Genomic DNA, 12124 nt, shown 5'->3' with positions numbered 1-12124 from the left:
CTGTCGGCAAACAAGGTTCGCGGGTGGGAAGGGCTCGGCTATCGTCGCGCCCGTGCCCGTCTTCGGTCTTGCGGCATTGTGGAATGGCTCGGCTCCCCCGGAGCGCGTGGCGGCCTGGGTGGAAGGGATTGGCGAGGTGCTCACCTCCGCGCAGTCACTCCAGCTGGTGGTGGCCCTGCGCCCGGAGGAAGCGGGTATTGAATTGAAGGTGGAGGCTCCAGGCTATCCACGCTCCGCCGTGGAGCGGCTCGCGGAGGACGCGAAGCGCAGCGGCGGCACGTTCGTGGAGCTGTGGCGTCTGCCCAAGGCGGAGCGAGATGCCTTTCGCGCGGCGGCCTTCGAGGGCGGCACCACCTACCGGGGAGACGAGCGCTCCGCCGCGGCGCGGGTGCTTCAACAGCACCTGGCCACGCTGCCCGTCAGCAACGCGCGGCCCGCGGCCCCCCCGGTGGGTGGCGCCGCGGCCGCCGTGCCTCAGGCGAGCCCGAAGCCCGTGGAGGCGCCTGCTCCCTCCCCGAGCAGCCAGCCTCACCAGGTGCTCGTCCGCCCGCCGGATGGGCCTCAGCGTCGCGGTCGCCGCTTCGCCGTGAAGCTGGAAATGGAGTTCCGAACCGAGTTGGACTTCGTGCGTGAGCACGCCCTCAACATCTCCAACGGCGGCCTCTTCGTGCGCACCGCGCACCGGCCCCTGCCCGACAGCGTCGTCACCGTGGACGTGAAGCTGCCCAACGGCGAGCGCCTGCAGGGTGACGCGGTGGTGGTCCACGTGGTGGACGACCCGTACACGGGCGGCGTGGGCCTGGCGTTCCTCAACGACGACGCCACCTTCTCCCAGACGCTGGACGACTACCTGGCGAGCCTCGCGGGTGGCGTGGGCTGAACATGATGGAGAACGTGCGGGAAATCTGGCCTCGCGACCATGGCCGCTTCCGGCTGCTGTCCCGGCTGGGACGCGGCGGCATGGCGGAGGTGTTTCTCGCGCGGATGCAGCTGGGCCCGCACGCCGGAGCGCAGGTGGCCCTCAAGCGCGTGCGTCCCGAGCGCGTGCGGGACGCGGAGGCCCACGAGCAGCTCCTGCATGAAGCCGAACTCGCCCGCTGCCTGCGCCACCCGTACATCGTCGGCTTCGTGGAGTACGGCGAGCTGCCGGACGGTGGCTACCTGGCGCTGGAGCTGGTGGAGGGCCCGGACCTGGGCCGCGTGCTGGCGCGGTGCCGCCGCCGCCGCATCGAGCTGCCCATCGACATCTCCGTGCTCATCGTCCGGCAGGTGCTGGAGGCCCTGTCACACGCGCACCACGCCGTCAGCACCACGGGGCGCCCCCTGGGCGTGGTGCACTGCGACGTGTCCCCGCACAACGTGCTGCTGTCCCGCACGGGTGAGGTGAAGCTGGCGGACTTCGGCGTGGCGCGCTCCCGCGCGGGCGCGGTGCAGGACGTCCGGCGGCTGGGCAAGCAGCACTACCGCTCGCCGGAGCTGCTCGCGGGCGACGTGTCCGTGGCGGTGGACCTGTGGGCGACGGCGGTGCTGCTCTACGAGCTGCTGGCGCTGGAGTCGCCCTTCCCTTCCGGCCCGGAGGAGCAGGTGGAGTCCTCCATCCGCGGTGGCCGGGTGACGCCCGTGCGCATGCGGGTGCCCGGCGTCCCCGACGCGCTGGCGCTGGTGCTGGACCGCGCGCTGGCGCCCGTCCCTTCGCAGCGCTTCAGCTCCGCGGAGCAGTTCGCCCGGGCCCTGGCGCCGCTGAGTGATGACCGCGTGGCCACGCCCCTGGCCGTGGCCGCGGTGGTGCGCGGGCTGATGGAGACCTGAGCCCGCGAGGGTCCGCTACGCCACCTCCTGCTGTCCCATGGAAGGAGGCACCATTCCCGGGTCGCCCTCCACAACCAGCCGGCTGCGCCCGCCGCCCTGCTTCACCACGCGCACCTGCACGCCGATGCGCTCCGCCATGCCGCTGACGTGCGAGATGATGCCCACCTGGCGGCCCGTGGCCTGGAGCGCGTCCAGCGTGGCCAGGGCCACCTCCAGCGTCTCCGGGTCCAGCGTGCCGAAGCCCTCGTCGATGAAGAGCGTCTCCACCTGCGTCGTCTCCGACGACAGGGACGCCAGCCCCAACGCGAGCGCCAGCGACACCAGGAAGCTCTCACCGCCGGACAGGCTGGCCACGCTGCGGACCTCGTCACCCATGTCCCCGTCCACGATTTGGAGGTCCAGGTCGTGGCCGGGCACGCGCATCAGCCGGTAGCGCCGCGCGAGCTCCCGCAGGTGCGCGTTGGCGTGCAGCAGCAAGGCGTCCAGCGTGAGGCTCTGCGCGAAGACCTTGAAGCGCTTGCCGTCGTGCGAGCCGATGAGGTCGCCCAGCACCTTCCACACCTCCGCCGCGCGGCGGTCCTCCTCCAGGGCCGCGGCCTCGGCGCCGTGCCGCGCCCGCGCCGTGTCGTCGGCCTCCAGGCGCGCGTGCAGCGTGGCCTCGGCATGACGACGGGCCTCGGCCTCCGCGCGCAGCCGCTCACCTTCGGCGCCCGCGTCCTGCTCGGAGAGCGCCGGAGGGCCGGAGTCCTCGTGCCGCGCGCGACGCTCGCTCCGCTCCGCCAGCACCGCGGTGGCCTGGGCGAGCGCCTCGCGCAGGGCCGACAGCGCGCGGGCCTCCGCCTCGCGCCAGGCCGCGTCGAAGGCCAGCAGCGTCCGCACGGCCTCCAGCGTCGTCCCTCGCGTGGCGAGCAGCGTCGTCAGCGCGGCGCCTTCCGACTCGCGCAGGGCCAGCGCCTCCGTCCTGACGCGCACGGCATCCTCGGCACGCGCGGTGGCGACCCGCGCCGCCTGATGCGCGGCCTCGGCGCGCTCACGGGCGTGCTCGAAGGCCGACTCCGTGGCCTCCAGCCGTGCCTGCAGCTCGGCGCGGACCTCCGCGGTGGGCCGGCCGTGCAGCAGCGCGGCGCGTGCGCGGGTCAGCTCGCCGCGCTCCTGCTCCTTGCGCGCGGCGAAGGCTTGATGCTCCTCGGCGTGGCGGGTGCTCACCTCCACCAGGCCCTGCGCCCGGGCGCGATGACGCTGCTCCTCGGCCTCGCGCTCCTCCGCCTTCAGGCGGGCCTCCTCCTTCCCCTTCCACATCACCACCCGCTCTCCACACTTGCGGCGGAAGGTGGCCGGGTCCTCCTCCAGCTTCCGCTCCCAGCCCGCGTCCGCGGTGAAGACGGGTGACACCTCCGCGAGCACCTGCCGCAGCGTCTGCTCGGCGGCCTCGAGCCGGGCATGGACGTCCTTGAGCACCGACTCCGCGCGCGACAGGGCCTCCTCCGCCCCGCGCAGCGACTCCGCCGCCACCTCGCGCCGCGTGCGCTGCGTCTCCAGCGCCGCGCGGGCCTCGCGCGCCGTGCGGGCCAGTGACTCGGCGGCCTGCTCGTCGGCCTTCAGCGCCGCCAGCCGCTCCGTGAGCTCGGCGCGCGCCGCGTCGAGCCACGCTCCCGCCTCGGGCGAGCCACCCGCGGCCGGTGGCGACGCGTCAGCCTCTCCGGCTTGCACCGACGGTGGCACAGTCCCGGACACCCCTGCCGCGCTGGACCTTCGAGCGCTGCCTTCAGTCTCCGTCACAGAGGTGGCACGCGAGGACACTTCCGCGCCCTCTTCCCGCGTGGACTCCAGCCACGAGGCACACCCCTTCCGCCAGGCCTCGCCGTGCGCCTCGGCGCGGACCACCGCGGACTGCCTGCGCGCCTCCGCCTGTCCAGCGCGCGCCTCCGCCGCCGCGCGCCGCGCGCTCGCCACCACCTCCGCCTGGGTGGCCGCGGTCCGCGCCGCCTCCAGCGCCTCCACACGCGAAGCCGCTTCCGCGACCAGCCCATCCAGTGCGGACACCTCGCGCGCGTAGGGGTGCTCCTCCGCGCCGCACAACGGGCACGCCTCACCGTCCTTCAGCAATGCGCGGTGGGACGCATAACCCTGCGTCGCCTGCGCCAGCGACAGCGAGCGCTGTGCCTCCTTGAGCGCGGCCTCCCCCTGCATCCGCCGAGTCTCCGCCGCGCGCGCTTCCGCCGCCGCGGCCTCGACCTCCGCCTTCGCCGCTCCCACCTCCGTGCCCGCTTCGCGAGCCTCGGCCTCGTCCGCGGCGAGCCCCTCGTGAGCGGTCTTCAGGCCCCGCACGGCCTCCTGCCGCGCCAACAGGCGCTCACGCTGCGCTCGCCGCCGCGCGCCCGTCTCCGTCCCCACGGCCGCCTCGGCGTGCGTCGCCGCGGCCAGGGCCATCTCCTCCGCGCGGGCCGCGGCATCCCGCTCACCCCGCCGAAGCCCTACCGTCTCGCGCAGCCCCTCCACCTCACCGAGCAGCCGTCCGGATTCCTCACGGGCCTTGCGCTGCTCGCCCTGCGCGACCTCGTAACGCTCCAGCTCGCGCTGCCAGCGCGGCCACTCGCTGGTGAGCGCGACCCAGTGCGCCTTCTCCGTCAGCCAGTGCCTCGCGGCCTCTCCCTTGTCCCGAGCCTCGGCCTCGCGCGCGAGCACGGCGTCCAGCGCCGCCTTCGCCTCCACCAGCGCCGCCTGGGACGTCTCCGCTCGCGCCCGCGCCTCACCCGCCTCATGGGAGACACCTTCCAGCCGCGCATCCAGGCGCGCCGCCTCCTCCAGCGCGGGGCGCGTCGCCACCTCCCGCTCCTGCGCCGTGGCGCGCGCGGTCTCCGCCTCCAGTTGCCCCACCCGCCGCGCCGAGGCCTCCGCCAGCGCCCGCTCCACCTCCGACGCCCGCTCCACCTGCGCCGCCTCCGCCTCCGCCCACCGGCGCTCCGCGGCCTCGACCGCCGCCACAGGCCCCCGGAAGGACTCCGCCTGGCGGACCTCCTCCAGCCGGGCCGCGCGCGGCGCCGCCTCCTCCAGGGCCGCCCTGGCCGCCTGCGCCTTCGCCTCCGCCGCGTGCTCCGCCTCCCGCAGCCCCGCCCGCGCGACATGCCACGCCGCCGCGGCTTGCGCGGCCTCGAGCAGCGCCTCCACCGACTGACGCGCCCGGGACTCCTCAGCGAGCGCCGCCGCCGCCGCCGCGCGCTCCACCTCCGGCATCAGGGCAATCGCCGCCAGGCCCTGCGCCCGCTTCGCCAGCGACTCCTGCTCCGCCTTGTTCTTCTCATGCGCGGCCATGGACAGCCGGCTGTACACCTCCGTGCCCGTCATCCGCTCCAGCAGCTCCGCGCGCTCGCTGGCATCCGCCTTGAGGAAGGCCGCGAACTCGCCCTGCGCCAACAGCGCCGAGCGGCGGAACTGGTCGAACGACAGCCCCAGCCGCTCCTGGATGGCGGCCAGCACCTCGCCCTTGGTGCGGCCCGTGAGCTGCCCGGAGACGACGTCCATCAACTGCATCTCCTGGGGTCGGAAGCGCCCCTCGGCGCGGTTGCGCGCGCGCCACACGGACCAGCGCGCCCGGTAGCGCCGCCCGTCCTTGCCCAGGAAGTCCACCTCCGCGTAGCCCTCGCCCGCGCCCCGGCGCAGCATGCCGCGCACGTCGTAGGCGGACAGCCGCGCGTCCTCGTCCTCGTCCGCGCGCCCCACCGGCGCGCCGCCGCGTCCCCCCAGCCGGGGCGTGCGGTCGAACAGCGCCAGGCACAGGGCATCCAGCAGCGTGCTCTTGCCCGCGCCCGTGGCGCCGGTAATCGCGAACAGGCCCAGCCGGTCCAACGGCGGCTGGTCCAGCTCCAGCGCGAAGTCCCCCGCGAAGCTCGTCAGGTTGGCGCCGCGAATCGCGAGCACCTTCACGGCGACTCCTCCTGCACGTCGGTCAACAACGTATGGAAGGCCTCCAGCAGCGCCGGCGCGGGTGGCTCCTCGAAGTCACGGGCGTAACGCGCGCGGAAGACGTCCTCGGGCGTGCGCTCCTTCAGGGAGAGGCCCGGCTGCACCTCCGCCAGCGCGCCGCCCGTCCCGGTATAGGCGGGCGTCAGCTTCACCAGCCGCGCCGCCTTCCCCTCCAGCACCTTCTCCACCTTCTGCCGCAGCGCGGGCTCCGGCCGGGGCAACGACACACACACCTCCAGGTAGGGCCGCCGCCACTCCAGCGCGTCCGCGTCGTGCGCCGGCAAGCCCTCCAGTTGCGTCAGCACTGCGTCCAGAGGCGCCGCGTCCCGCGAAGGCACGCGCACCATGTCCGTGGTCCGGGGCACGGGCAGGGCTTCCACCTGGCCCAGCGCGTCGCCTTCCAGCTCCACCAGCAGCACCTGATGCCGGTAGCCCGCCTCCGACAGCGACAGGGGCAACGGCGAGCCGCTGTAGCGCACCCCTTCGCGCCCGCCCACTCGCTGGGCCTTGTGCAGATGCCCCAGCGCCGCGTAGGCCACGTCCTCCGGGAACAGGTCCCCGGGCAGCGCGTGCTGGTTGCCGCCCAGAATCTTCCGCTCGCTCAACGCGGACAGCTCCGTGCCCGTCATGTAGCAGTGCCCCATGGCCACCAGCGCCTGTCCCGCCTGACGCCTGCGCCGCGCCGCGGCCAGCGCCTCCGCGTACACCGCGCGCACGCCCTCCACCAGCCGGTCTCCCAGGTCCCCAGGAACGGGCGGCAGGTCCGCGGGCCGCAGGTACGGCACCGCCGCCACCCACGCGCCCACCCGCCCCTTCGCGTCGTGCAGCGGCACCAGCAGCCGCTCCTGGTCCATGGCGCCCCGGGCTCGCGGCAGTCCGCCCACCACGTGGACGCCCAGCGCCGCGAACAGCGGGTCCGGCGCGTCCAGCCGCGCCGCCGAGTCGTGGTTGCCGCCAATCACCACCACGTCCAGCCGAGGCATGCGCCGCCGCGCCTTCGCGACGAACTGGTACCAGGCCGCCTGCGCCTCCGCGCTGGGGTTCGCCGTGTCGAAGATGTCCCCGGCCACCAGCAGCGCATCCACCGCCCGCGCCTCCAGGGTCTCCAGCAGCCAGTCCAGGAAGGCGGCGTGCTCCGCGTCCCGCGAGACGTCGTACAGCGTGTGTCCCAGGTGCCAGTCCGACGTATGCAGCAGGCGCATCAGGCGTTCACCTTCCCTCTTTCCCGTGGCGCTCTGGCCGGCGGGCAGCCTCCAACAGAGGGGCTGCTCGCTCCAAGCGGCGGGCGCCTGCTCCCTTACTCCCTCCGTCTGACATGCGCGCAAGTTCCTGTAACTCCAGGCCGTTTGGAAGAGGACGCCCCGCCACGTCCCGTCCGGAGGCCCTCACGCACGGAGAGGGTTGGCCGATACGCCCGGAGCGGGGATGCTCGCGGGAATGACCGGGCTACAAATCGGCATCTTCGCCAGCTTCATTGGGGTCGGCCTGGGGGCGGCGAGCATCGTCGGCTACGTCCGCTGGCGGCGCTGGCAGCGGCAGCTCCTCGTCTGGCAGGGCTTCGCGGCCTCGCGCGGCTGGTACTTCATGGCGACGCCGGGGTTCATGTACGCCACGGGGACCATGGAGCTGAAGGGCAGCCACGCCGGGCGGCCGTTCAGCGTGGAGACCGAGGACCGGGGCCGAGGCCAGGCGTTCCACTTCGTCACCATTGTCCGGCACGCGCTGGGTGACGGCTTTCCGCGCGAGGTGACCATCCGGCCGGAGACGGCGGGCGACAAGGTCCTCAAGCTGTTCGGCGTGAAGGACGAGGAACTGGGCGATGCCAGCCTCGACGCCGTGTTGGACTTGAAGAACGTCACCCCTCAAGCCCGCGCCGTCCTCCTCGGCGCGGACCTGCGGCGGCCCCTGCTGAACGTGGCCCGCACCTTCGAGACCTTCACCATCGAGGACGGCGTCCTGACGGCGGAGGTGCCGCACGTCCCACGCACCACCATTGAGCTGTACGGCCTGCTGACGCCCGTGCGAGAGCTGGCCGAAGCCATCCGGGGCGCGAGCGGCCATACCGTCGAGCGGGCGAAGCGAGAAGGCCAGGAAGGCGCCACCCCATGAGCCTCGGGTCCTGGTTCTCGTTCCTCCTGTATCTCCTCGTCGCGGCGGCGGTGATGAGGGGTGGCCTCGCCTTCTGGAAGAGCCTCCAGCGCCGCGACCAGTCCTGGAGACAGTTCGCGGCCCTTCGCGACTGGGGCTACACCCACTCCCTCGGGACCTGGGAGATTGGAGGTCTCCACCTGGGGCGGCAACTCCGCATCCGCTCGGAGTACCGCCGGAGCGGGGACAAGACGCGCCTCTGCACGGTGGTGACGCTGGAGCTCGGCCAGGTGCTGCCCCCGGACCTCCTCATCCGCCCCGAAGGCCTCGGCGACAAGCTCCTCAAGGCGGTTGGCAGACGGGACGAGGAGGTCGGCGACGCGGAGGTGGACGCCATGCTCAACTTGAAGAACCTCTCCGACGAAGCCCGCGACATCCTGCGAGCCCCGCGCGTGCGACATCAATTCCAGAGGCTGCGCCGCCAGTTCCCGAGCTTCACCATCGAGGACGCGCAACTCAAGGCAGAGCGGCTCGGCATGCCCGACAGCGAGGAAGCGCTGGAGGCCCTGGTGTCTCCAGCGCTTCTGCTGAGTGAGGCCCTGCACGAGGCGGCCGAGCAGGGCCGGGCGCGCAAGCGCGGCTGAGCCGCGCTCAGGAGCGGCGCGACCGCCGCCGCTGGAGCGCGAGCCAGGCGAGCGAGCCCCAGGCCAACGGCGCCAGCGGCATCGCGTTGCAGCCGCAGCCGCCCGGCTCGTTGGGAGGCGGAGGCTGGGTGCCTCCGTCCGTGCCCGCGTCCGTCCCGGCATCGGTTCCGGCGTCCGTGCCCGCATCCGACGGCTGCGGCTCACAGGGGGCCTCCCCCACGCACACCGTCGCCTCGGCGGAGCCCTGCTGCCCCGTCGAGTCCACCACGACGAAGCGGACGCGGTGCCAGCCCGGCATCAGGTCCGTGGTGTCCCAGCGGTTGTGCTCGCCGCCGAAGTGGAAGTGGTTTCCGGTCTGCACGTCGGTGTAGCGGAGCACGTCGTCCACGTAGAACTCCGCGTGCGTGCAGCCCACGTCATCCACGCAGTCTCCATAGAACTCCGCCGTGGCGCCCGACACGCGCTCACCGTCCTCGGGGCGTGTGAGGATGGCGGTGGGCGGCGAGTCCGGGCTGACGGTGATGGTGAAGGTCTGCGTCGCATCTGGCGCCACGCCATTGCTCACGAGCACGGTGACCTCCACCGCGCCCACCTCGGTGGGCTCCCAGGTGATGACGCCCGTGAGCGCATCAATGCTCATGCCCGCCACGGGGTTCACCAGCGCATAGGCGTGCGTGGGCCGCGCCGTCACCCGCACCTCGTACCGGTACGGATTGCCCACCACGGCGGTGGTCACCGGCTCGGAGAGGATGACGGGAGGCAGGGGGTCCGTGTCCTGCTCGCGGGCCTCGACCTCGCGCGCGTCCAGTCCAGGCGCGGCCACGGTGATGAGGGCCGTGCCGTCCTCGTTGTCCGCGTCCTGCGCGGCGGCCAGGGTGACCTCCTTGGGCGTGCTCCAGTCGGACGTGTTGAAGGTCAGCGTCGCCCCGGACTGGACGGTGAGGTCCTCGTCCCCGCGGGTGCGCGTCACGTTCACCGTGACGTTGCGCGACGGCCGCTGCGACAGCGACACGCCGAAGGTCGCCGTGCCGTCCTCGACAATCGTCACCTGCGCCGCGGTCAACTCCAGGCGCGGCGAGTTGTTGTCGATGGTGGTGGCCACCACCGCCACCTCCGGAAGCCTGTCCGCCATGACCATGAAGGTGGCGACATCCGGCGTCGAGTCTTCGTCCACCGCCGCGGTGAGCGTCACCACCTGGGGCACGCTCCAGTTGGACGCGGTGAACGTGAGCGCCGCGCCGCTGACGATGCTCAGGTCCTCGGAGCCGCCCAGCGCGCGGGCCACCTGCACGGCGACCTCGGAGGCCGGCGCGTCGGCCAGGCGCACGGTGAAGGCCGCGCGTCCACCCTCCTCGACGCGCGGCTGGAGCCCGGACACCACCAACTTCTGCCCCGGCGTCTCGGGCGTGATGCGCCGCAGGGTGCCGCCCGTCACGCCAATGGCGTAGAGCGCGCCGTCCGGGCCCACCGCCAGGTCCACCTGCGAGGAGAAGCCGGTGGCCCACGCATCCACGGTGGCCACCGAGTTGTCCACTTCCAAGGTGACGCGCGTCACCTGGCCAGAGTTGTAGTCACCGAAGAAGAAGTCGTCCTGGTACTCCTCCGCGAAGAGCGTCGCGTCGTAGAAGACGCCGCCGGTGATGGAGCCGCCGAGTTGCTGCGTCGTGGCCGTGCCTCCACCGCTCGCGGCGTCCGGCTGCGACGGCTGCGCCACGGTGAAGGTCGTGGAATCGGTGACGCTGGCCACGTACATCAAACCGTTGAAGCTCGCGTCCCCCACCCCGCTGAGCGTGAGCCGCTCCCCCTTGCGGAAGCCATGGTTCCCCGTGGTGGTGAAGGTGGCCACCCCGCCGCTGCGCACGGCGCCGCCCGCGGTGAGGTTGCGGGTATCGGTGCCGTTGGTGCGGTACTTGACGGCGGGGGTGATGAAGTCGTTTCCGCTGGGCTGATTGTTCTCGTAGTCGCTGTAGCCGGCATGGCCTCTGCGGGGGACGACAAAGACCTGCTCGTAGCTGGTGCCCACGCTGTTCACCCACAACTGGCCCGTGGTGGGCTGGAAGGTGAAGGTGAAGGGATTGCGCAAGCCGCGCGCCCAGATGTACTCGTTGTTGGGCCCCACGCCGTCGTTGAAGGGGTTGTCGTTGGCGGGCGTCCCATCCAGGTTCGCGCGGCTCACCTTGGACGCCATCGACGTCAGGTCCGCGTTCACGCCCGTGCCGTTGCCAAGGTCACCAATGGCCCAGTACAGCTTCCCGTCCGGCCCGAAGCCAATGGCGCCGCCGTCATGGTTCGCGCCCGCGGTGGGCAGCCGGCTGACGACGACGGTGCGCGCCGTGCCCGTCCCGTTCGCGTCCGTGTAACGGACAACCTGCTGCTCGGATGCGGAGACGGTGACGAAGAAATAGACGTAGCGGTTGACCACGTAGTTCGGGTCGAACGCGATGCCGATGAGGCCACACTCGCTGTTGGTGTGGACGGAGGGCTCCATCGCGAACACCTGCGTCACCAGCGTGCTGCTTCCTGGCTGTGTTTCGGGCTGGCCATCCTTCAGCGACACCACCCGGACTTCGCCCGTCTTGCGGATGATGAACAGGCGGCCCGAGCCATCCGGCGCCCATGCCATCCCCGTGGCCTGCGTGAGGGCGCTGGAGGTGAAGGGCGTCTCCACGAAGCCGGCGGGCACCGCGGCCCAGGCGGGCGAAGACACCCCCAACAACCCGAGTAACATCAAGATAGAGCGCATATCCGTTGAGGATAACGCACTTGCGACACCCTCCCTCGCCCGCGTTGCGCTACGCCGGGGCGGGCTTGAGCGTGGACAAGCGCGTGCGCGGAGACGCTCAGCCCGTCTTGGCCAACGTCTGCTCGAACAACGTGCGCACCTGCGTGGCCAGCTCCTGCGAGTCCGGACCGAAGGACTCCGGCGGCAGCGCAGGGAGCACGCGCACGCGGATGGAGGCGGTGGGGCTCATCCAGGGGCCGTCTCCGTCCAGCAGCCCCGGCGTGCCCTCCACCACCACGGGCACCACTGGAACGTGCTCCTCCAGCGCGAGCTGGAAGGCGCCCCGCTTGAAGGGCAGCAGCTGTCCGCCCTTGGAGTACGTCCCCTCCGGGAAGATGAGCACCGGCATGCCACGACGGAGCCAGCGCCGGCACGGGTCCAGGAGCTGGTGCATGGCGGTGGACGAGCCGCGGACGATGGGCACATAGGCCAGCAGCGTCATCATCCACCCCACCAGCGGCAGCGAGAACAGCGACGCCTTCGCCACGAACTTGTAGGGATGGAACAGGCCCATGACGGCGAGGATGTCCGCCGCGGACTGGTGGTTGACCACCATCACACAGGGCCCGGGCGGAATGAGCTCACGGCCTTCGATTCGCGTACGCCAGCCCGGGGATGCGTGCAGCCACAGGCCGTAGCACCAACGGCAGACCAATGCGTGCAAGAGCCGCCGGTCCCGGTCGAACGGGTACGTGACGACGAGCAGCAACGCGCCCAGGGTGAACAGCACCGGAGCGGTGAGCAGGAAGACGACCCAGAACCAGAGCGTGACGGCGTACTTCATGGCGAGGCCCCAGGCATACCACCTTCGGGCCCATCCCACGCCCCTCTCCTGACA

General features: G+C 72.4%; 8 protein-coding genes. 4 read left to right on the top strand and 4 right to left on the bottom strand.

The genetic code is table 11. The annotated features are described in order from the left end of the window. The first annotated feature begins 52 nt into the window (after positions 1–52). Both HV826_RS10885 and HV826_RS10880 read left to right on the top strand, forming a co-directional pair. Complete coding sequence (locus tag HV826_RS10885; RefSeq protein WP_176416937.1) at positions 53–880, top strand: TIGR02266 family protein; 828 nt, start codon at positions 53–55, stop codon at positions 878–880. Between the two features lie 2 nt (positions 881–882). Beyond that, the gene (locus HV826_RS10880) at positions 883–1809 is read left to right on the top strand and encodes a serine/threonine-protein kinase (RefSeq protein WP_176416936.1); all 927 of its coding nucleotides are present in this window, start codon (positions 883–885) and stop codon (positions 1807–1809) included. A gap of 15 nt (positions 1810–1824) precedes the next feature. Here the strand turns inward: HV826_RS10880 and HV826_RS10875 are convergent, their stop codons facing one another. Further along, complete coding sequence (locus HV826_RS10875) at positions 1825–5733, bottom strand: AAA family ATPase (protein ID WP_176416935.1); 3909 nt, start codon at positions 5731–5733, stop codon at positions 1825–1827. After that, entirely contained in the window at positions 5730–6974 is a 1245-nt protein-coding gene (locus HV826_RS10870) for an exonuclease SbcCD subunit D C-terminal domain-containing protein (protein ID WP_176416934.1), read from the bottom strand. Before HV826_RS10870 ends, HV826_RS10875 begins: the two co-directional genes overlap by 4 nt. 235 nt (positions 6975–7209) lie before the next feature. Between HV826_RS10870 and HV826_RS10865 the strand changes: the two genes are divergently transcribed. Continuing rightward, positions 7210–7881, top strand: coding sequence for a hypothetical protein (locus HV826_RS10865; RefSeq protein WP_255207653.1), 672 nt, complete (start codon positions 7210–7212; stop codon positions 7879–7881). Next, entirely contained in the window at positions 7878–8504 is a 627-nt protein-coding gene (locus HV826_RS10860) for a hypothetical protein (protein ID WP_176416932.1), read from the top strand. The genes HV826_RS10865 and HV826_RS10860 overlap by 4 nt, the downstream gene beginning before the upstream one ends. A 7-nt stretch (positions 8505–8511) precedes the next feature. Here HV826_RS10860 and HV826_RS10855 read toward each other — a convergent pair whose 3' ends face one another. Together HV826_RS10855 and HV826_RS10850 are read right to left on the bottom strand one after the other, a co-directional pair. Continuing rightward, a complete protein-coding gene (locus HV826_RS10855) occupies positions 8512–11232 on the bottom strand; it encodes a PQQ-dependent sugar dehydrogenase (RefSeq protein ID WP_176417010.1) in 2721 nt (906 codons plus the stop codon). Positions 11233–11344: 112 nt separating this feature from the next. Next, complete coding sequence (locus HV826_RS10850; protein WP_176416931.1) at positions 11345–12070, bottom strand: 1-acyl-sn-glycerol-3-phosphate acyltransferase; 726 nt, start codon at positions 12068–12070, stop codon at positions 11345–11347. Between the last annotated feature and the right edge of the window lie 54 nt (positions 12071–12124).

The organism is Myxococcus sp. AM010, from assembly GCF_013372585.1.
GTDB lineage: Bacteria > Myxococcota > Myxococcia > Myxococcales > Myxococcaceae > Myxococcus > Myxococcus vastator.
This window is presented reverse-complemented; position numbering and strand designations above follow the sequence as displayed.